General features: G+C 72.6%; 18 protein-coding genes and 1 pseudogene. 12 read left to right on the top strand and 7 right to left on the bottom strand.

The window, feature by feature from the left end:
• The first annotated feature begins 5 nt into the window (after positions 1–5).
• Positions 6–683: an AIM24 family protein gene (locus tag ACYVMZ_RS32650; RefSeq protein ID WP_461086154.1), complete on the top strand. Its 678-nt coding sequence runs from the start codon at positions 6–8 to the stop codon at positions 681–683.
• A 601-nt stretch (positions 684–1,284) separates the two neighbouring features.
• Positions 1,285–2,949, top strand: coding sequence for a serine/threonine protein kinase (locus ACYVMZ_RS32645; protein ID WP_461086152.1), 1,665 nt, complete (start codon positions 1,285–1,287; stop codon positions 2,947–2,949).
• Here the strand turns inward: ACYVMZ_RS32645 and ACYVMZ_RS32640 are convergent.
• The gene (locus tag ACYVMZ_RS32640) at positions 2,941–4,386 is read right to left on the bottom strand and encodes a serine hydrolase domain-containing protein (protein WP_461086150.1); all 1,446 of its coding nucleotides are present in this window, start codon (positions 4,384–4,386) and stop codon (positions 2,941–2,943) included. The genes ACYVMZ_RS32645 and ACYVMZ_RS32640 overlap by 9 nt on opposite strands.
• Before the next feature lie 73 nt (positions 4,387–4,459).
• Between ACYVMZ_RS32640 and ACYVMZ_RS32635 the strand changes: the two genes are divergently transcribed.
• Positions 4,460–5,431 carry an LLM class F420-dependent oxidoreductase gene (locus tag ACYVMZ_RS32635; RefSeq protein ID WP_461086148.1) on the top strand — a complete coding sequence of 324 codons (972 nt, stop codon included), beginning with the start codon at positions 4,460–4,462 and terminating at the stop codon, positions 5,429–5,431.
• Positions 5,432–5,695: 264 nt separating this feature from the next.
• Positions 5,696–6,121 carry an SsgA family sporulation/cell division regulator gene (locus ACYVMZ_RS32630; RefSeq protein ID WP_461086146.1) on the top strand — a complete coding sequence of 142 codons (426 nt, stop codon included), beginning with the start codon at positions 5,696–5,698 and terminating at the stop codon, positions 6,119–6,121.
• A gap of 104 nt (positions 6,122–6,225) precedes the next feature.
• Here the strand turns inward: ACYVMZ_RS32630 and ACYVMZ_RS32625 are convergent, their stop codons facing one another.
• Positions 6,226–6,696 (bottom strand): DUF6328 family protein, encoded by a 471-nt coding sequence (locus ACYVMZ_RS32625; RefSeq protein WP_461086237.1) that lies wholly within the window; start codon positions 6,694–6,696, stop codon positions 6,226–6,228.
• Between the two features lie 166 nt (positions 6,697–6,862).
• On the opposite strand from ACYVMZ_RS32625, the gene ACYVMZ_RS32620 reads away from it, so the two are divergent.
• Positions 6,863–7,222 (top strand): hypothetical protein, encoded by a 360-nt coding sequence (locus ACYVMZ_RS32620; protein ID WP_461086144.1) that lies wholly within the window; start codon positions 6,863–6,865, stop codon positions 7,220–7,222.
• Positions 7,223–7,293: 71 nt separating this feature from the next.
• Here ACYVMZ_RS32620 and ACYVMZ_RS32615 read toward each other — a convergent pair whose 3' ends face one another.
• Positions 7,294–8,277 carry an aldo/keto reductase gene (locus ACYVMZ_RS32615; protein ID WP_461086142.1) on the bottom strand — a complete coding sequence of 328 codons (984 nt, stop codon included), beginning with the start codon at positions 8,275–8,277 and terminating at the stop codon, positions 7,294–7,296.
• A gap of 136 nt (positions 8,278–8,413) precedes the next feature.
• Here ACYVMZ_RS32615 and ACYVMZ_RS32610 point away from each other — a divergent pair, with 136 nt between their 5' ends.
• Positions 8,414–10,135, top strand: coding sequence for a cholesterol oxidase substrate-binding domain-containing protein (locus tag ACYVMZ_RS32610; RefSeq protein ID WP_461086140.1), 1,722 nt, complete (start codon positions 8,414–8,416; stop codon positions 10,133–10,135).
• A 10-nt stretch (positions 10,136–10,145) separates the two neighbouring features.
• On the opposite strand, the gene ACYVMZ_RS32605 is transcribed toward ACYVMZ_RS32610, so the two are convergent.
• Entirely contained in the window at positions 10,146–11,369 is a 1,224-nt protein-coding gene (locus tag ACYVMZ_RS32605) for an FAD-dependent monooxygenase (RefSeq protein ID WP_461086138.1), read from the bottom strand.
• Positions 11,370–11,707: 338 nt separating this feature from the next.
• Between ACYVMZ_RS32605 and melC1 the strand changes: the two genes are divergently transcribed.
• The gene (melC1, locus tag ACYVMZ_RS32600; protein WP_461086136.1) at positions 11,708–12,082 is read left to right on the top strand and encodes an apotyrosinase chaperone MelC1; all 375 of its coding nucleotides are present in this window, start codon (positions 11,708–11,710) and stop codon (positions 12,080–12,082) included.
• 33 nt (positions 12,083–12,115) lie between these two features.
• A complete protein-coding gene (gene melC2, locus ACYVMZ_RS32595) occupies positions 12,116–12,937 on the top strand; it encodes a tyrosinase MelC2 (RefSeq protein WP_461086134.1) in 822 nt (273 codons plus the stop codon).
• Here the strand turns inward: melC2 and ACYVMZ_RS32590 are convergent, their stop codons facing one another.
• On the bottom strand, positions 12,938–13,639 hold the full coding sequence (locus ACYVMZ_RS32590) for a ribonuclease H family protein (RefSeq protein ID WP_461086132.1): 702 nt from the start codon (positions 13,637–13,639) through the stop codon (positions 12,938–12,940).
• 35 nt (positions 13,640–13,674) lie between these two features.
• Complete coding sequence (locus ACYVMZ_RS32585; protein WP_461086130.1) at positions 13,675–14,475, bottom strand: VOC family protein; 801 nt, start codon at positions 14,473–14,475, stop codon at positions 13,675–13,677.
• 153 nt (positions 14,476–14,628) lie between these two features.
• Between ACYVMZ_RS32585 and ACYVMZ_RS32580 the strand changes: the two genes are divergently transcribed.
• The 3 genes from ACYVMZ_RS32580 (at position 14,629) to ACYVMZ_RS32570 (ending at position 17,671) form a co-directional block, all read left to right on the top strand.
• A complete protein-coding gene (locus ACYVMZ_RS32580) occupies positions 14,629–15,636 on the top strand; it encodes a zinc-binding alcohol dehydrogenase family protein (protein ID WP_461086235.1) in 1,008 nt (335 codons plus the stop codon).
• A gap of 184 nt (positions 15,637–15,820) precedes the next feature.
• Positions 15,821–16,726 carry an SGNH/GDSL hydrolase family protein gene (locus ACYVMZ_RS32575; RefSeq protein ID WP_461086128.1) on the top strand — a complete coding sequence of 302 codons (906 nt, stop codon included), beginning with the start codon at positions 15,821–15,823 and terminating at the stop codon, positions 16,724–16,726.
• 69 nt (positions 16,727–16,795) lie between these two features.
• The gene (locus ACYVMZ_RS32570) at positions 16,796–17,671 is read left to right on the top strand and encodes an aminoglycoside phosphotransferase family protein (protein WP_461086126.1); all 876 of its coding nucleotides are present in this window, start codon (positions 16,796–16,798) and stop codon (positions 17,669–17,671) included.
• A gap of 46 nt (positions 17,672–17,717) precedes the next feature.
• On the opposite strand, the gene ACYVMZ_RS32565 is transcribed toward ACYVMZ_RS32570, so the two are convergent.
• The gene (locus tag ACYVMZ_RS32565) at positions 17,718–18,200 is read right to left on the bottom strand and encodes a VOC family protein (protein ID WP_461086124.1); all 483 of its coding nucleotides are present in this window, start codon (positions 18,198–18,200) and stop codon (positions 17,718–17,720) included.
• 122 nt (positions 18,201–18,322) lie between these two features.
• On the opposite strand from ACYVMZ_RS32565, the pseudogene ACYVMZ_RS32560 reads away from it, so the two are divergent.
• Positions 18,323–19,048 (top strand): annotated as a pseudogene (locus tag ACYVMZ_RS32560) (epoxide hydrolase N-terminal domain-containing protein); the annotation flags it as partial.
• Positions 19,049–19,110: the final 62 nt, after the last annotated feature.

Below are 19,110 nucleotides of genomic sequence, written 5' to 3'. Positions count from 1 at the left end.
CCCCCATGAAGGGTGACCTTTTTTCCAGCGAGCACATGGTGCAGCCGGCCACGGCGCCGGGCATGACGGTCGAGAACGCCAAATGCATCCGGTACGCGGTGAACGGCGAGATGCTCGCCCGGCAGGGCGCGATGATCGCCTACCGCGGCAACCTCCAGTTCGAGCGCAAGGGCCAGGGGGTCGGCGGGATGCTCAAGCGTGCCGTCACCGGGGAGGGGTTGCCGCTGATGGCGGTGCGCGGGCAGGGCGAGGCCTGGTTCGCGCACGAGGCGCAGAACTGCTTCGTCGTCGAGGTCGACCCGGGCGACGAGTTCACCGTCAACGGCCGCAACGTGCTGTGTTTCGACGCCACGCTGTCGTACCGCATCGCGACCGTGAAGGGGGCGGGCATCTCCGGCGGCGGCCTGTTCAACAGCGTCTTCTCGGGGCACGGCAAGCTGGGCCTGGTGTGCGAGGGCACGCCGCTGGTCATCCCGGTCTCGCCGCAGTACCCGGTGTACGTCGACACGGACGCGATCGTCGGCTGGACCGCCGGCCTCACGACCTCGCTGCACCGGTCGCAGTCCATCGGCTCCATGCTGCGCGGCGGCTCCGGCGAGGCGGTGCAGCTGATGCTCCAGGGCCAGGGATATGCGGTGGTCCGGCCGAGCGAGGCGACCCCGCAGAAGGTGCAGCAGCACTGAGTCCCCGTCAGCTGATCAGCGCCTCACAGGCAACCCGGCCGCACGGCATGCGCCCCGGAGTACCAGGGCGCCCTCACCGCCCTGTCCGTCAACTCCTCGCTGACCGACGTAGTGGCAGCGGGCACGGCACAGTGGGCCGCGACCGGCAGGAGACCGCCGCCGAACTGGCCGACCACGCCAAGGTGTGGACGGGGCGGGGGCAACGCGACCACCGGCGGCATGATCGCCTGGGCGGCACGCTCCGGGCTGCGCTGAAGGCCGCCGGGCACGGCTCGGGATTCCGGCGCCGAATTCCGGCCGTGGAGAGACGAGTTCCACGTGTTCGCCACCTTCTCTTTACCCGTGGTTACCACCAGGTCGGCGCAGGGGTATTCGTTTCTGCGCGGTCCGGGAATCGGAATTCGGCGCAGCCCCGCGCGGGCGCGCCGTACGAGGTGAGGCCCGGTCCCGCCCGGAATGGCGTCTTTCCCTCGCACACACGCTCGCCTCTGTTGAATGAAAGACAAGAAGTCCCTTGAGTTCGGATCCAATTGAACGCACCCCGCCTCATGGCCCGTACCTCAGGGAAAGGTGAGAGCCATAGGTTCAGCGAGGGATGGCCATGGGCAGGGCGCACGTCTCCACACACCAGTTGGTCGCCGGGCGGTACCGGCTGCTCGAGATCATCCATCGCGAGACCAACCGCATCTACTGGTACGGGGAGGACATCGGCGGCGGCGAGACGTCCCGCCCCTGCCTGGTCACGCAGATCGGGCTTCCGCAGGACCCGTACGAGACCGAGCGCCGGGCCGCCGCGCGCGTTCTGCGCACCTCCGAGAACATGGCGCTGCTGTGCCCCGGCCGGATCGCCACGGTGATCGACGCGGTGGAGGAGGCCGGGGCCCTGTGGACCGTCACCGAGTGGATCGACGGCACACCGCTCGCGGAACTCCTCGCCGAGCAGGGCACGTTCAACTACGTGCGGACGGCGCGCATCGGGCTGGAGCTGCTCGACGTGCTGGACGCCGCGCACACCGAGGGCATCACGCACGGCGAGCTCAGCCCCGGCCAGGTCTTCGTGCGCGAGGAGGGTTCCGTCGTCGTCACCGGCTACGGGCTCGCGGGCGCGACTCTCGCACCCCGGCTGACGGCACCGTCGTACGCCTCCCCGGAGCAGGCCCGCGACGAGCGCGTCGGGCCGGCCGCCGACCTGTGGGCGCTGGGCGCGATCCTCTACACGATGGTCGAGGGGCGTCCGCCCTTCCGTGACCGGGGCCGGCCGGAGACCACGCTGAAGGGGGTGGACCGGCTGCCGCTGCGCTCACCCGTGCGCGCCGGGCCGCTCACCAAGGCCGTTCAGGGGCTGCTGCGCAAGGACTCCCGGGAGCGGCTGACCCGGCCGGTGGTCCGCGAGGCCCTGGCCCGGGTGCTGAGCGAGGAGCCCGAAGCGGCCCTCGCGGCGATGCCGAGCCCGCGCCTGCGCGGCACGTACGCCGCCGCCCGCATGATGGGCCGGGAGTGGAGCAGACGGACGATGGTCGCCGGAACCGCCCTGGCCGTCGTCACCGTCGCGGTCGCCGTGCTCGCCGTGACCCACGGGCTGCCCGGCACCGGCGACTCCGCGTCCGACGCGCCGTCCCGCCCGCCGGTCTCCGCCGCCGAGCCCGGCGGCAGCGCGGACGGCACTACGCCCCAGCCGTCCCAGGAGCCCACTGCCCCGCAGTCCCCCACGCTCCCGCCCACGCCGTCCGCCCCCACCACGTCCCAGCCGACCACGCCGGCCCCGTCCGCCCCGGCCCCGTCCGCCCCGGCCACCGGCCTGCCGCCCGGCTACGGCCGCTACCAGGCACCGGAGGGCTTCTCGGTCGCGCTCCCCGAGGGCTGGAAGCGCCTGGACACCTCGCGCCAGTCCGACCTGGCCTACCGCGTCGTCTTCGGCGCCCAGGGCGACGACCGCACGCTCGCCGTGACCTACAGCGAGCGTGTGGGCCCGGACCCGGTGGCCGTCTGGCGCGACGACGTCGAGCCGAGCCTGGAGCGCTCCGGCGGCTACCGGCGGATCGGCGAGATCCGCGCGACGACGTACCAGGGGCGCGAGGCCGCCGACATGGAGTGGTACGCGGACGTCGACGGCACCCGGGTGCGCACCTTCGGCCGGGGCTTCCTGCTGGGCGGCGGGCGCGGTTTCTCACTGCGCTGGACGACCCCGGCCGCCGAGTGGGAGCAGGCGGCGAACCGGGAGGCGCTCAGGACCTTCCTGGGGACGTTCCGGCCGGGCTCAGCCTGAGCCGCGCGGCGCGCGCTGGGCGCGCAGCGGGCCGCCGTGCAACGGCCGGGTGCGCCAGCGCGCGGTGAACGCGCGGTCCGTCAGGGAGCAGGTGACCTCGAGGTGATGCGGGGTCTCCAGGAACGCCACGTCGACGGCGAGGGTGTCGGCGTCGGTCCAGCCACCGCTCACCGCGGTCGGCAGGGGCTCCTCGGCGACGGCCCAGCCGCCCCGGCCGAGTCGCAGATCCAGCCGGTCGCCGTCCTCGGTGAGCGTCAGCGTCCAGCCGTCCGCCGCGGCGGACACGGAGACCGCGGTCAGGCCCGGCTGGTCCGCGCAGACCCCGCCGGACGGCGCGAACGAGGCACCGGCCCAGGCCGCCGCCCGCTCCGGCGGCACGGGCCCGCCCACGGCCGGCGGCAGCGCGAGTCGTTCGAGGCGCTCCCGCAGGGCCGCGTCGGCGGCTCTGCGTCCGGACAGCGGTGCCGGACCGAAAGCGGGCAGCAGATGCCGCCAGACGAGGTCGAGGTAGTCCGGCATCTTCTCGGTCGCCGTCGTCGCCGCGATCACGGCGTCGTGCTCGGGCAGCACCAGGCAGAACTGACCGTACGCCCCGTCGCCCCGGTATCCGTGCCGGGACATCCAGAACTGCAGGCCGTAGCCCTGGTGCCAGTCCTGCCGGTCCTCGTCTCCCATGGCCCCGGCGGTCGCGATGTGCGGGCGGGTGGCCCGGGCCACCCAGCCCTTGGGCAGCAGCCGCTCGCCCTGCCACACCCCGTCCCGCAGATACAGCTGACCGAGGCGGGCGACGGCGTCGGTGGGGGCGTGCAGTCCGCTGTAGCCGATCTCGCGGCCCGTGCCGTCCCGCAGCCAGGACACCTCGCCGATGCCCAGCGGATCCAGCAGCCGGGGCCGCAGGTAGGCGGTGAGCGATTGACCCGTGACGCGCTGCACGAGGGCGGCGAGCGTGTACGTGGCGGGCTGGTTGTAGGCGAAGACGGTGCCCGGATCACGGTCCGGCGGCACCAGCAGGAACGCACGGACCGGCTCCACGGGATGGCGCGCCTCCACCTCATCGACGGTGTCCCGCTCGTGGCCGCTGGCCATGGACGCCACGTGCCGCACCAGCATCGCCCGACTGCGCGGGTCGGTGACGTCGGCCTCGAACTCCGGGAAGTACGAGATCACCGGGGCGTCGAAGTCCAGCAGCCCCTCGGCCTCGGCGAAAGCGGCGGCGGTCCCGGTGAAGCTCTTGCTGAGCGAGTACAGCAGGTGAGGGCGTTCGGGTGGGTACGGCGCCCACCAGCCGGCGGCGACCAGGTGGCCGTGGCGCAGGATCATCAGGCTGTGCGGCTCGATGTCGGCGGCGGCCTCGAGGGCGTCGAGGAAGGCGTGGACACCGGAGGCGTCGACTCCCTGGGCGGCGGGGTCGTCGACGGGCAGGGCGCGGGCGCTCATGACGGCATCCTGCCTCGCCCGCCGGGCGGTGATCGAGCCGTTTTCGGTCCCGTCGGACGGGGACTCGGCGGGCATGGTGCAAATCGGATACACGATGATGACCGAGCAGGCCGGCCCCCGAGAGCTCGTCGACCATGTGGTGCGGGCCGAGGGGGCGGGCTTCGACTTCTCGGTGACCTCGGACCATTACTTCCCGTGGCTGCGCTCGCAGGGTCACTCGCCGTACGCGTGGAGTGTGCTGGGCGCGGCCGCCCAGGCCACGTCGCGCATTCCGCTGATGACGTACGTGACGTGTCCGACGTTCCGCTACCACCCGGCGGTGGTGGCGCAGAAGGCGGCGACGCTGCAGCTGCTGTCCGAGGGCCGCTTCCGGCTGGGGCTCGGCTCCGGCGAGAACCTCAACGAGCACGTGGTCGGCGGCGGTTGGCCGTCCGTCGACGTACGGCACGAGATGTTCGAGGAGGCGGTGGAGATCATCCGGGCCCTGTTCAAGGGCGGCCATGTGAACCATCACGGTGCGCACTTCGACGTGGAGTCGGCCCGGCTGTGGGATCTGCCGGACCAGCCGCCGCCCATCGGCATCGCCGTCTCCGGCGAGCAGTCCTGCGAGCTCGCGGGCCGGCTCGCCGACCTGGTGATCGCCACCGAACCCAAGGCGGGGCTGCTGGAGGCGTTCGACCGGCACGGCGGCGAGGGCAAGCCGCGCGTGGGCCAGCTGCCGGTGTGCTACGACCCCGACCGCGACACGGCGATCAAGCGCGCCCACTCCCAGTTCCGCTGGTTCGGCGGCGGCTGGAAGGTCAACTCCGAGCTGCCGCACCCCGATTCCTTCGAGGCGGCGACCCAGTTCGTCACGCCCGACGACGTCGCCGAGTCGATCCCGTGCGGCGATGCCCCGGAGGACTTCGTCGAGGCCGTCCGCCCGTACGCCGAGGCCGGGTTCACCGAGATCGCCCTGGTACAGGTCGGCGGCGACTCGCAGCCGGCGTACCTGGACTGGTCGGAGAAGACGCTGCTGCCCGCTCTGCGGGACGCCTTCGGCTGAGGCCTGCCGTCACCCCGACCGCGAGTCGCACCATGGTCCCCCTACTACTGCGTCTCGCTTTCCGGCGCGCCGCCGGACGACCGTCGACGCGCCCGTCGGCCTGCGTCAGGAGGCCGAGCGGCACCTGTCGCGCCTGGAAAAGGCGACGAAGGGTTTCATCGAGTCGCCGCGCGGGCCGCGGGGGAATCACCCGGAGGGCTGAGCATCTTGTGCGTATCGGGGGTACTAGAGGGCTCTACGTCGGTTCTTCCCGGAGGCCCTCTCGTGAACTCCTTCGTGCACAAGACCCTGGTCGTGCAGCTTCAGGCGGGCGTCACGGACCGCTTTCCCGTGCTCGCCCACCTGAGCTACGACGCGGCGGACCCGTTCGCCCTCACCGTCGTCTTCAGCCATGACGGCCGCGTGCTCGCCCGGTGGCAGCTGGACCGCGAGATGGTCGCCGACGGCCTGACGCGTCCGGTGGGGATCGGGGACGTGCGGCTGCGCCCCGAGTCGCGGGGCACCTGGCAGGAACTGCGCATGGAGTTCTTCGGCGACGCCCGTCCCGACGGCGGACGGCACCACGCCGTGGTGTTCGCGTGGGCGGCGGCGTTCGCGGCCTTCCTGCGGGAGACCTACGAGGTGGTCGGGCCGGGTCAGGAGGAGGTCCGTGTCGACGACTTCCTGGCGGAGGTCATCGCCGGAGGCTGAGGCACGGGCGAGCTGAGCAGCCGTACTCGCGCGGGCGCCCCGCACGGCACCCCACGGCGAGCTCCCGCCGAGGGGAGCCCGCCGTGAGCCGGTCTCGCTCGCCGTCAGCCCGAGGTATGGCGCCGCCGCGTCCACAGCGGCAGCACGAACCAGCACAGCAGGTACCACACGACCACCGCGGTGACCAGCCAGGGCACGAAGGCGTCGTGGGTCGCCACACGCAGGATCAGCAGCAGGGCGGCGGTGGTCGTGGCGAGCAGCAGCACGAGCCCGAGCATGGTCAGCCGGGACGCCCACTGCACCGCCTGCGGTTTCACACGCCGCCCGGAGACGAGCCGGTGCAGGGACACGGGCCCTATCAGCGCGCCGGTCGCGCAGGCGCCCAGGACGACCGTGACGATGTAGATGGCCCTGTCCGTGTCGGCCAGGTCGTCGTACTTGGGAGTGAACACAACGGTGAGCAGGAAGCCGAACAGGATCTGCACGCCCATCTGTGCCACGCGGACCTCCTGGATGAGCTCCTGCCACATCCGGTCCGCTCTCTCCTCCTCCGTCTCGTTGCGCCCCCTGCGCATGCCCGCGCCCTCCGCTGTGTCCGACACCTGTGCCTCCCGGTCCTATCGACCCGCGTCCTTCTCTTCCTGCGGGTTCCCCGTCCGCGGCCGTCCTCTCCGTCCGCCTTGCGGTTTGAGCGATCAGCGGCCGGTTACACGGACCGCAGTCAGAGGATTGGAGGAGGTCGTGGGACGCACGTCCGGTACGCAGCTCACCGTGACGCTCAGTGGCGGAGGCATCGACGACGCACGAGCCGTCGTCCGGGTCCTGGAAGGAGCGTTCGGGGCGCCGGACCAGCTTCCCGCGGACGAGAACGCGACGGTCCACATGGCGACGTTCGACGGCGACACGGCCCCGGCGACGGCCGGGGACTCAGGGCAGGCGGCCGCCACTGCCCTGTCCGCGCCCGTGAACGTCACCGTCCAGGGCACCCCCGAGGCCGTGCGGCGGGCCGGCGACACGCTCGGACGCGCCTTCACGGCACGCGACCAGGGCGCAGCCTCCGGCGACCAGGAGCAGGAGAGGCAACTGCTCCTGGTGCCGTAAGACTTCGGGCGCCGTAAGACTTCGGGCGCCGTAAGAGACGGCCCTGCCCGGCGGGTCCTGCCCACGGGGCGTTACCAGCGGGATTCCACCTGGTCCTTGATCCGGCGGTCGTAGAGGTCACGGATCGCGGCGAGCGTGTCGTCGGACAGCTCCGGCAGCCCGGCGGCGGCCGCGTTGGCACGGGCCTGCTCGGGCGAGCGGGCACCCGGGATCACGGTGGTCACGCCGGGCTGCTGGATGATCCAGCGCAGCGCCAGCTGGGCCGGGGTGTATCCCTCGGGGGCGAGCGCGGCGAACTCGGCGGCGGCCTCGACGCCGGTGACGTAGTCCACGCCGGAGAAGGTCTCCCCCACGTCGAAGGACTCGCCGTGCCGGTTGTAGGTGCGGTGGTCGTTCTCCGGGAACTCCGTTTCCTTGGTGTACTTGCCCGACAGCAGGCCGGAGGCCAGCGGGACACGGGCGATGATGCCGACGCCCGCCTCCCGCGCGGCCGGGAGCACCTCGCGCAACGGCTTCATGCGGAACGGGTTGAGGATGATCTGCACGCTCGCCACGTTCGGCCGGGCGATCGCGGTCAGCGCCTCCGCGCAGGTCTCGACACTGACGCCGTACGCGGCGATGCGCCCCTCCTCCACGAGGGTGTCCAGGGCGTCGAACACCTCGTCGTTGGAGTACACGGGCGTCGGCGGGCAGTGCAGCTGCACCAGGTCGATCCGGTCGACGCCGAGGTTGCGGCGCGAGCGGTCGTTCCAGGCGCGGAAGTTGTCCAGCACGTAGTTCTCGGGGATCTGGTCGACCCGGCGGCCCATCTTCGTGGTGACGAGCACGTGCAGGTCCGGCCTGCCGCTCAGGAACGCGGCGATGGTCTGTTCGCTGCGGCCGTCGCCGTAGACGTCGGCGGTGTCGAAGAAGGTCACCCCCGACTCGGCCGCCGCCTCCAGTACCGCGCGGGCCTCCTTGTCGTCGACGTCTCCCCAGTCGGCCCCCAGCTGCCACGTACCGAGACCGACGACGGATGCCTGCCGGCCCCACCTGTCGAATGTGCGCTCGTCCATGGCGTCAGTCTGTCATCCGCCGCCGGCGGGCACGGAACCGGTTGCCCCGGCCGGTGAGACCCCGTCGTTTCACTCACACGGGTGAAACGATTCGTCGGGAAGGCACCGCCTGCCGACCGGCCCCTAGCGTGAGCCCGTGACTGATCGTTCAGCGAGCAACTTCCGTTCCGAGGAGCCTTCCTGGACCCGCCGGGGTCTCCTGCGCACCGCGGCGGCCCTGGCCGTCGTCCCCGGCCCGGCGGCGGATCCGGCGGTGGCCGCCGCGGAGCTGCCGGACTTCCCGGCGGACGTCGCCCTGTACCGCTCGGCGTACCGCAACTGGGTCGGTGAGATCACCGCCGACGGTCTGTGGGCCTGTGCGCCCGATGGCCCGGATCAGGTGGTCGCCGTGGTCAACTGGGCCTGGCGGCACGGCTGGAGAGTCCGTGCCCGGGGTTCCTCGCACGGCTGGTCACCCCTGACCGTCACGGAAGGAACGCGGCCCGACGCGCCCGTCCTGCTCGTCGACACCGCCCCTCACCTCACCGGGCTGAGCCTGCGGGCACCGAACGAGGTGCGCGCCGGCACCGGCGTCACCCTGGAGGCGTTACTGACGTTCCTGGAGGAGCGCGGCCTCGGGGTCACGGCCACGCCCGCGCCCGGCGACCTCACGCTGGGCGGCGCCCTGGCCGTCGACGCGCACGGCACCGCCGTACCGGCGCGCGGCGAGCGGCGGCAGCCCGGGCACACGTACGGCTCGCTGAGCAATCTCGTGCTGTCCCTGACGGCCGTGGTGTGGGACGCGGGGCGCGGCGCGTACGTCCTGCGGACGCTGCGCCGCGACGAGGCAGACGGTGCCGCGCTGCTCACCCACCTCGGGCGGTCCCTGGTGACCGAGGTGGTGCTGCGGGTGGGTACGAACACCAACCTGCGGTGTGTCAGCCGTACGGACATCCCGGCCGCCGAGCTGTTCGCGGCGCCCGGCTCCGACGGGCGCACCTTCGCGAGCTTCCTGGACGAGGCCGGACGGGCCGAGGCGATCTGGTTCGCCTTCACCGAGCACCCGTGGCTGAAGGTGTGGAGCGTCTCCCCCACCCGGCCCCTGGGCTCGCGGCACGTGACGCGGCCGTACAACTACCCGTTCTCCGACAACGTGCCGGCCCCGGTGGCCGACCTGGTGGGGCGGATGACGTCGGAGGCGGCCTGGCACCTGGCGCCGGTGCTCGGCAACGCGCAGTACGACGTGGCCGCCCTGGGGCTCGTGGCGACCCGGTCGGCGGACATCTGGGGTCCGTCCAAGAACACGCTGCTGTATCTGAAGCCGACCACGCTGCGGGTCACCGCCAACGGCTATGCCGTGCTCACCGGCCGGGGCCAGGTCCAGCGCGTCGTCGCCGAGTTCGCCGCGTTCTACCGGGCGCGGCTGGCCGCGTACGCCGCCCGGGGCCGTTTCCCGGTCAACGGCTCGGTGGAGATCCGGGCCACCGGCCTGGACGACCCGGCCGACACCGCACTGGCCGGGGCCCGCCCGCCGCTGCTGTCCGCGCTCCGGCCGCGCGAGGACCGGCCCGAGTGGGACACGGCCGTGTGGCTGGACGTGCTGACGCTGCCGGGCACGCCGCACGCGGAGGCGTTCCTGCGTGAGATCGAGCGGTTCCTGCTGCGCACGTACGACGGCGGGTACGCCCTGGCCCGGGTCGAGTGGTCCAAAGGCTGGGCCTACACGGACAAGGCGGTGTGGAGCGACGCGGAGGTGCTGGGCACGGTGGTGCCCGCCTCGTTCGGCACGGCGGCGTGGGGTGAGGCGGCCGCCGCCCTGGAGCGGCTCGATCCGCACCGGGTGTTCGGCAACGCCTTCCTGGACCGGCTGTTCGGCTGACGTGTGAGGGCTATTCGCGGGAGGCCAGTGCCCGTGCGTGCGCGGTCCGCGCCAGTTTCGGCCCGAGCCAGCGCTTGAAGCGGCGCAGCGCCTCCAGCCGCCCGGACGCCTGGTCGAGCCGGTAGTACAGCTGGGGCGGGACGTGGGGCAGCAGGGGCGAGTGGCGCTGGCCGAGCAGGGCGAACATCCGCTGCGGGGGCAGGTGGATGTAGCGCGGCAGGTTCTCGTACCACTGGGCGCTGTAGCGGGCCGCGCTCTGCACGGGCAGGAGGGCCGCCCGGCGTTCCCGCTCGTAGTGGGCCAGGGCCCGCGGGAGTGCCGAGTGCTCGCGCAGCGCCCCGGCCAGGGCGATGGCGTCCTCCAGGGCGAGGGTGGTGCCGGCGCCGACGGAGTAGTGCGTGGTGTGGGCGGCGTCGCCGATCAGGACGAGGTTGTCGCGGTACCAGGTGCGGTTGGTGAGGGTGCGGAAGGTCAGCCATTGGATGCCGGTGGGGGCGCCGATGACGGGGTGGCCGTCCAGGACGTTGGCGAAGAGCTTCTCCAGCAGGGCCAGTCCGTCGGCCTCACTCGCCCGGTCGAGCCCGAGTCCGCTCCAGGTCTCGGGTGCGCACTCGACGACGCAGGTGCTGTGCTCCGGGCTGTAGCCGTAGCCGTAGCACCAGATCCAGCCGTGCTCGGTCTCGACGAAGGCGAAGGTGAACGCGTCGAAGACCTTGGTCGTGCCGAGCCAGACATAGGGATTGCGGCCGGTCGCGAGGCGGGTGCCGAAATGGTCGGCGTGGCGGGTGCGCAGCGCGCTGTGGACGCCGTCGGCCGCCACGATCAGGTCGGCGTCGGCGGGCAGGGCGTCGGCGGTGATCTCGTGCTCGAACTCCAGCCGTACGCCGAGCGCGCGGGCCCGGGCGGCGAGGATCTCCAGCAGGCGGTGGCGGCCGATGCCGTGCCCCTGGTCGCCGCGGTGCCGGGTCGTCAGGTCGCGTACGGCGTCCCGTACGTGCGCGACGCCGTCGCTCCACCGCACGGAGTCGGCGTCCAGGGCGCGTGCCGTTGCGGGGTCGTGCTCGTGGAGCTTGTCGAGCAGCCCTCGCCAGTACGTGACGCCCCAGCCGTAGGTCGAGCCCTCGGGGTTGCGTTCGTGGACGGTGATGTCGTGGGACGGGTCCTGCCGCTTCAGCAGGATCGAGAGATACAGGCCGGCGGGCCCGCCGCCGACGCAGGCGACCTTCACGCGCACCCCTGACAGTTACTCGTCGCGGCCATGTGACGACGCAGGGTAGCAAAGCGGAGCCTTACGCTCCGGACCTTCCGATCGCGCCATTCTCACGGCGTGAGACACCTCACCACCGGCACACCTCGCCGCGAAAGATCACGTGCGACAGCGCTTTCCCGGACGGAATTTCCTGTTCCGCGCCTCCGCCGACCGCGCTCCCAGCAAGATCATCTTTGTTCAACCTTGCACGACATAAGGGGAATTGCCCGGATCTCAGCCAACCGGCCTGAGGGGATTTCTCCCCTTCCCGGCGGGGCCGATAGGCATGCGGGGTCGCAGCCGAACGAACCCAGGAGGTCCGTATGCCGGAACTCAGCCGTCGCCGTGCGCTCACCGCCGCGGCCGCCGTCGCCGTGGCCGCCGGAGCCCAGGCCGTCACCGCTCCCGCCGCGTCCGCCGGCAGTGGGCACCACCACGGCGCGCCCCAGGCCTTCGAGGAGGTCTACAAGGGCCGCCGGATACAGGGCCGCCCCGTCACCGGGGGCGGTCACCACCACCACGGCCCGGGCTACGCCGTGTTCGTCGACGGGGTGGAACTGCACGTGATGCGCAACGCCGACGGCAGCTGGATCAGCGTCGTCAGCCACTACGACCCGGTGCCCACCCCGCGGGCCGCCGCACGCGCCGCGGTGGACGAGCTGCAGGGCGCCCCACTCCTGCCGTTCCCCGCCAACTGACCGCCACGCAAGGACACTTGGAGTCACCCGCACATGACCGTCCGCAAGAACCAGTCCGTTCTGACCGCCGACGAGAAGCGGCGTTTCGTCGCCGCGGTCCTGGAGCTCAAGCGCAGCGGCCGCTACGACGAGTTCGTCACCACGCACAACGCCTTCATCGTGGCCGACACCGACAACGGCGAACGGACGGGCCACCGTTCACCGTCCTTCCTGCCCTGGCACCGCAGATTCCTGCTCGACTTCGAGCGGGCGCTGCAGGAGGTGGACGCGTCGGTGGCGCTGCCGTACTGGGACTGGAGCACGGACCGTTCGGGGCGCTCCTCGCTGTGGGCGCCGGACTTCCTCGGCGGTACCGGGCGCAGCCGGGACGGGCAGGTAATGGACGGGCCGTTCGCCGCGTCCACCGGGAACTGGCCGATCAACGTCCGGGTGGACGGCCGGACGTTCCTGCGGCGCTCGCTGGGCTCCGGGGGGCGCCGACTGCCGACGCCGGCCGAGGTCGAGTCGGTGCTGGCGATGGACACGTACGACATGGCGCCCTGGAACAGCGGCTCCGACGGGTTCCGCAACCACCTGGAGGGCTGGCGGGGCGTCAATCTGCACAACCGGGTCCACGTCTGGGTGGGCGGTCAGATGGCCACCGGGGTCTCCCCCAACGACCCGGTGTTCTGGCTGCACCACGCCTACATAGACAAGTTGTGGGCCGAGTGGCAGCGGCGGCACCCCGGCTCCGGCTACCTGCCGGCCGCCGGGACACCGGACGTGGTGGACCTGAACGACACGATGAAGCCGTGGAACGACGTGCGCCCGGCCGACCTGCTGGACCACACGGCGTTGTACACCTTCGACGCCTGATCAGGCGCTCTGGGCCGCCGTACGGCACTCCGGGTGGCCCCAGCCCTGGTCGTTCTTGGCGATGGGCTCGCCGGCCGCGTAGGAACGGCCGCACTGGCAGCGGCCGGGGAACTTCGCCTTGATGGTGCGGGCCGAGCCGCCGCGCTGCCGGGAGCCGGAGGCGGAGCGGCGCGGGGCCTTCGCCTTCACCGGGGTGTCCGGCGCGGGCGGCGGCTCGGGGGAACCGAGGGCGCTGCCCGCCGCCTGCTGGACAGTGGCGGCCTGGCTGGCGGCGCGGTCGGCGAAGTCGTTCAGCGGATCGCCGTCGACCTGGTGGGCGGGGACGTAGCGGAACTCGACGGTGCGGCCGGCGAGCAGTTCGTCGATGCGCACCACCAGGTCCTGGTTGGCGACCGGCTTTCCGGCGGCCGTCTTCCAGCCGTTGCGCTTCCAGCCGGGCAGCCAGGTGGTGACGGCCTTCATGGCGTACTGCGAGTCCATGCGGATCTCGAGCGGCACGTCCGGGTCGGTCGCCGACAGCAGGCGCTCCAGCGCGGTGAGCTCGGCGACGTTGTTGGTGGCCTTCCCCAGCGGCCCCGCCTCCCACCGGGCCGGGGCCTGGCTCTCGTCGGCGACGACCCAGGCCCAGCCCGCCGGCCCGGGGTTTCCCTTCGAAGCCCCGTCGCACGCGGCCACAACACGTTCACGCATGGGCTCGATCATGCCATGGGGCGGGCGGATGTCCGGTGCCGAGGTGGTCAGGAGACGTCGGTCATGGCCGGCATCTCGCCCTCGGTCCTCGTGGTGTCGAGCACCGAGAAGTCGGCGCCCTGCGGGTCGGTCAGCGAGGCGAACCGCCCGAACGGGGTGTCCGTCGGCCCGAACCGCAGCACGCCGCCGAGCTTGGTGGCTTTCGAGACGGCCTCGTCGCAGTCGGCGACGGCGAAGTAGACGTTGATGTACGGCGGCACCTCGGGCGGAAAGTCGTCCGTCATCTCCATCCGGCCGAGCGCCGGGCGCTCACCGAGGCTGTAGACCCGGAAGTCCATCGTGTCGTCCTGCATCTGCTGGGCCTGGTAGCCGAAGACGGCGGGGAAGAACGTGTCGGACTTCTCCGGCTCGCGGGTGAAGACCTCCGCCCAGCAGAAGGCGCCCGGTTCGTCCATCTCCGCCTGAAAGCCCTCGTGGGTGCCCGCCTGCCACACGCCGAAGACGACACCGCCGGGGTCGCGGGCCAGGCACATGGTGCCGAAGTCGCCGACCCGCATCGGCTCCATCACCACCTCGCCGCCGTGCTCGCGGATCCGGGCCGCGGTGGCCGCGGCGTCCTCGGCCGCGAGGTAGAGGCACCACTGGGACCGGCCCTCCTGGCCGGGCATGGGCGGGACGACGGCGGCGACCGCCTTGCCGTCCGTGTAGGCCTGGGTGTAGTTGCCGTACTCCGTCGACGCCTCGCCGAAGGTCCAGCCGAGGACAGCGCCGTAGAAGCTCTTGGCCCCCTCGAGGTCGGTGAACATCGCGTCGGCCCAGCAAGGGGCTCCCTCAGGTTGGACGGCCATGGTCGCGGCCCCCTCCGGGATCGGGTGGATGGTCCGTTTCCTCACGCTAGTCAGCCGGGCGCCGTCTCGCGCGCCGAACAGGTCGTTCCGCAGCAGACTGGAGAGGCGGGGCCGGGTCTTCGGTGGGACGGGAACGCCATGGCGGACGGGACGATGCGCGCGTGGTCCGTGGTACGGCCCGGGCCGGTCGAGGAAGGGTCGCTGCGGCTGACCGAGAAGCCGGTGCCGGTGCCCGGCGACGACGAGCTGCTGGTGCGGGTGCGGGCCTGCGGGGTGTGCCGCACCGACCTGCACGTCGCCGAGGGCGACCTGCCGGTGCACCGGGCGGGTGTGACGCCCGGGCACGAGGTCGTCGGCGAGGTGGCCGGGGCCGGGACGGCCGTGACCGGCTGCGCCGTCGGTGACCGGGTCGGGGTGGCCTGGCTCAACCGCACCGACGGCAGCTGCGCCTACTGCGCGCGCGGCAGGGAGAACCTGTGCCCGTCCTCGACGTACACGGGCTGGGACGCCGACGGCGGTTACGCGGAGTACACGACCGTACCGGCCGCGTTCGCCTACCGGCTCCCCGGTGACGTGGCCGACGTGGCGCTCGCGCCGCTGCTGTGCGCGGGCATCATCGGGTACCGGGCGCTCAGACGGGCGGCGCTGCCGCCGGGCGGACGGCTCGGGCTGTACGGGTTCGGGGGCAGCGCCCACCTGTGCGCGCAGGTCGCGCTGGCCGAGGGCGCGACCGTGCACGTCATGACGCGCGGTGCGGCGGCGCGGCGGCTGGCCCTGGAGCTCGGGGCGGCCTCCGCGCAGGACCCGTACGCCCTGCCGCCGGAGCCCCTGGACAGCGCGATCCTGTTCGCCCCGGCCGGCGAGCTGGTCCCGGTCGCGCTGCGCGCCCTCGACCGGGGCGGGACCCTGGCGATCGCCGGGATCCACCTCAGCGACACCCCGCCGCTGCACTACGAGACCGAGCTGTTCCACGAGAAGCAGCTGCGCAGCGTCGCCTCCAACACGCGCGAGGACGGCCGCGAGTTCCTGGCTCTGGTCGCCCGGCACGGCGTGCGAGCCACCACGCACCCGTATCCGCTGTCGCGGGCCGCGCGGGCGCTGGCCGACCTCAAGGCGGGCCGGTTCGACGGGGCGGCGGTGCTGGTGAACGACCTGTCCTGAGCCGTTGCGCCCGAGCGGGTGGGCTCGGGTCGTGCCCGTACCTGCTGATCACACCGCAGACCGGGCCTGATGCGGCGTCAATTGGTCTGCTGATAGCGATCCTTGGCCGACGCGTGTCTTCCGCCCCGGCCCCGGCTGTGCTTGCCTGGGGAGCCGTTTCGGTGGCCGGGGCGGGAGTTGCCGTATGCGCAAGCCGTGGGTCGTGGGGGTGCTGCTGGCCGGGGTGCTGCTCGGCGGGTGCGGGGATCCGGCGTCCGCGCCCGAGGCGCCACCGCCGACGTCACCGGGCGCGTCGGCGACCACGCACCAGCGGCCCGCCGCCTCCCCGAGCCGGAGCGCCGCCCCGGCCGAGGCGCCCACCGTGCTGTACCTCGGGGACTCGCTGGCGATGGAGAACCAGAAGGTGCTCGGGCAGGAGCTGCGCCGGGACCTCCGCGCGCGGTACACCAGCGCCCCGTACTCGGGCACGACCCTGTGCGACTACCTGGAGGGCACGGCGGAACGGTCCCTCGTCCCGGCGGCCGACAAGGCGGCCGCGCTGGTGCGCTCGCTGCGGCCGGACTTCGTGGTGCTGCAGTTCTGGGGCAACGCCTGGGGTTACACGCCGTGCATGGACGGGATCACGTACGACGCCTCGCGGGAGAAGTACTTCGGGCGGTACGAGGCGGACGCCCGCAGGCTCACCGAGCAGATCGCCGCGGCCGGCGGGGGCCAGCGGCCGCGGATCGTCTGGGTGCTGCAGGGCCCCGACCCGATCACCCCCGAACGGGTCCGGCGTGTGAACGCGGTCTACGAGAAGCAGGCCGCCGCCTCCGGCGACCTCGTGGCCGACGCGGGGAAGGCGGTGAGCCCGGCCTCGGCCCGCTACACCTGGGCCCAGTACCTGCCGTGCACGGCCTACGAGCGTGCCCACCCCGACTACTGCACCCAGCCGGGCCGTGGCCGGACCGCTCTGCACCGCGACGACGACTACCTGCACTTCTGCCTCGCGCCCACGACGTCCAGGCCCAAGCCCTGCCCGGTGCGCTCCCCCGGGATCCTGCGCATCGCCCGCGAGATCACCCGGGTGATCGACGCACACGTCCGGTGAGTCCGGCCGCAAATCCATTCGACGGGAGGTGAGTTGTCCGCTGGGATGGGCGGCATGTGTGCTGTGCGGATGCATGCGGACGAGGTGGACGTCGACGCCGAGCTCGTCGGCCGGCTGGTCGCCGGGCAGTTCCCCCGGTGGGCCGGGCTGCCGGTGGAGCGCCTGCCGTCCTCGGGGACCGAGAACGCGATGTTCCGTCTGGGGACGGATCTGGTGGTGCGGCTCCCCCGGCATCCCCGTGCCGTCGAGAGCGTGGCGCACGAACAGCACTGGCTTTCCCGGCTCGGCCCCCGGCTGCCGTTCGCCGCACCGCAACCGCTCGGGCGGGGCGAGCCCGGCGCGGGTTTCCCGTGGCCCTGGTCCGTGTACCGCTGGCTGGACGGCCGCAATCCCGTGGCCGGCCGTGTCGAGGAGCCGGAACGGCTCGCCGGGGATCTGGCGGCGTATGTCACCGCCCTGCGCCGGATCGACCCGGCGGGCGGCCCCACCGGTCACCGGGGCGTACCGCTGGCGACCCGGGACACGCCCACGCGCGAGGCGCTCGCGCAGCTGGCGGGCAGGGCCGACACCGGCGCGCTGACGACCCTGTGGGAGGAGGCCCTGCGGGCTCCGGAGCACACCGGGCGGCCCGTGTGGGCGCACGGTGATCTGTCGCCCGGGAACGTGCTGGTCAGCGGTGGGCGGCTGGCCGCTGTGATCGACTTCGGCTGTGTGGGGGTGGGCGATCCGGCCGTCGATCTGATCGTCGCCTGGAATCTGCTGCCCGCCGAGGTGCGCGGCCTCTTCCGGGAGGCCGTGGGCGCCGACGACGCGGAGTGGGCGCGCGGCCGTGGCTGGGCGCTGTCGATCTCGCTGATCCAGCTGCCGTACTACTGGGACACCAATCCGGCGCTCGCCGAGAACTCACGGCATGTGATCGGGGAGATCCTGGCCGAGGCCGGGTAGCGACGGGCGGGCCGTGACAGGCGGCCCGCCCTGTCCTGCTGAGGTGTCACTCGGCCGCGTAGGCCTTCTCCAGCGCCGCGATGTCGAGCTTGCCCATCGAGAGCATCGCCTTGGTGGCGCGGGCCGCCTTCTCCTGGTCAGGGTCGCTGACCATGTCGATCAGCCGCTTCGGGACGACCTGCCAGGACACCCCGTACCTGTCCTTGAGCCAGCCGCAGGGGCCGGGTTCGCCGCCGCCCTCGGTGAGCACGGTCCAGTAGTAGTCGACCTCCTCCTGGTCGTCGCACTCGATCTGGAAGGAGATCGCCTCGGTGAACTTGAACTGCGGGCCGCCGTTCAGCGCGACGAACCTCTGGCCGTTGGCCACGAAGTCCACGGTGACGACCGAACCGGCGGGGCCGGGGCCCGCCTCGGTGTAGCGCACGGTCCGTCCGATGCCGGAGTTCTTGAAGACCGAGACGTAGTAGTGCGCGGCCTCCTCGGCCTGGCCGTCGAACCAGAGACACGTGGTGAATCCGTCGGTGGTCATGAGTACCTCCTGGGGCGGTGAACGCGGTCATCTGTATCGACCGGCGCACGCCGGCAAACTCATCGGCCGGGCGGCGGATCAATCCGGACGGCCGTGTCGTGACCCCAACCAGCATCGCGGCCATGACGACGTCCTCGCCCGCCGGCAGCGGCATCCGCCCCTTCCGCCTCGCCATCCCGCAGAGCGACCTCGACGACCGCCTCGGCCGCACCCGCTGGCCGGACGAGCTGCCCGGCAGGGGCTGGGCGCACGGCGTGCCGCTGGAGTACCTGCGCGACCTCGTCCGGTACTGGCGGCACGACCACGACTGGCGCGCCGCCGAGGCACGGCTGAACGAGTGGCCGCGGTTCACCACCACGGTCGACGGGGCGAACGTCCACTTCGCCCACGTCCGCTCCCCCGGGCCGGACGCCACCCCGCTGATCATCACGCACGGCTGGCCGGGGTCGATCGTGGAGTTCCTGGACGTGGTCAGGATCGTGGAGACGTTCCGGGGGTGGACGGACTCCGAGGAGCTGCCGGAGGAGGCGGTCGACCGGGGCCGGCTGCTGACCGACGTGATGCTGTACTGGCTGACCGGGACGGCGGGTTCGTCCGCCCGCATCTCCTACGAGCGGGCGCACGCCACGGGCCGCTCGGCCCGGCCGGCCGAGCCGCCGACCGCGCCGGCCGAACTCACCCTCTTCCCCGCCGAGCCGCAGATCCCGCTGCGGCACAAGGCGGAGCGCACCGAGAACCTCGTGCGGTGGACGGAGTTCGACCGGGGCGGGCACTTCGCCGCGATGGAGGAGCCGGATCTGCTGGTCGGGGACGTGTGGGCCTTCTTCCGGCAGCTGCGTGAGAAGGGCGGCGGCCGGCCGCTCTGCCCGCGGCGAATCTGCCGCGGGCAGAGAAATCCCCATCGGGCGCG

The organism is Streptomyces deserti, assembly GCF_054782695.1.
This window is presented reverse-complemented; position numbering and strand designations above follow the sequence as displayed.

What these genes read in the sequence shown, in the direction of transcription:
- ACYVMZ_RS32650 (WP_461086154.1), top strand. Translation starts at nt 6, where the DNA reads ATGAAGGGTGACCTTTTTTCCAGCGAGCACATGGTGCAGCCGGCCACG.
- ACYVMZ_RS32645 (WP_461086152.1), top strand. Translation starts at nt 1,285, where the DNA reads ATGGGCAGGGCGCACGTCTCCACACACCAGTTGGTCGCCGGGCGGTAC.
- ACYVMZ_RS32640 (WP_461086150.1), bottom strand. Translation starts at nt 4,386, where the DNA reads ATGAGCGCCCGCGCCCTGCCCGTCGACGACCCCGCCGCCCAGGGAGTC.
- ACYVMZ_RS32635 (WP_461086148.1), top strand. Translation starts at nt 4,460, where the DNA reads ATGGTGCAAATCGGATACACGATGATGACCGAGCAGGCCGGCCCCCGA.
- ACYVMZ_RS32625 (WP_461086237.1), bottom strand. Translation starts at nt 6,696, where the DNA reads ATGCGCAGGGGGCGCAACGAGACGGAGGAGGAGAGAGCGGACCGGATG.
- ACYVMZ_RS32615 (WP_461086142.1), bottom strand. Translation starts at nt 8,277, where the DNA reads ATGGACGAGCGCACATTCGACAGGTGGGGCCGGCAGGCATCCGTCGTC.
- melC1 (WP_461086136.1), top strand. Translation starts at nt 11,708, where the DNA reads ATGCCGGAACTCAGCCGTCGCCGTGCGCTCACCGCCGCGGCCGCCGTC.
- melC2 (WP_461086134.1), top strand. Translation starts at nt 12,116, where the DNA reads ATGACCGTCCGCAAGAACCAGTCCGTTCTGACCGCCGACGAGAAGCGG.
- ACYVMZ_RS32590 (WP_461086132.1), bottom strand. Translation starts at nt 13,639, where the DNA reads ATGATCGAGCCCATGCGTGAACGTGTTGTGGCCGCGTGCGACGGGGCT.
- ACYVMZ_RS32585 (WP_461086130.1), bottom strand. Translation starts at nt 14,475, where the DNA reads ATGGCCGTCCAACCTGAGGGAGCCCCTTGCTGGGCCGACGCGATGTTC.
- ACYVMZ_RS32580 (WP_461086235.1), top strand. Translation starts at nt 14,629, where the DNA reads ATGCGCGCGTGGTCCGTGGTACGGCCCGGGCCGGTCGAGGAAGGGTCG.
- ACYVMZ_RS32575 (WP_461086128.1), top strand. Translation starts at nt 15,821, where the DNA reads ATGCGCAAGCCGTGGGTCGTGGGGGTGCTGCTGGCCGGGGTGCTGCTC.
- ACYVMZ_RS32570 (WP_461086126.1), top strand. Translation starts at nt 16,796, where the DNA reads ATGCATGCGGACGAGGTGGACGTCGACGCCGAGCTCGTCGGCCGGCTG.
- ACYVMZ_RS32565 (WP_461086124.1), bottom strand. Translation starts at nt 18,200, where the DNA reads ATGACCACCGACGGATTCACCACGTGTCTCTGGTTCGACGGCCAGGCC.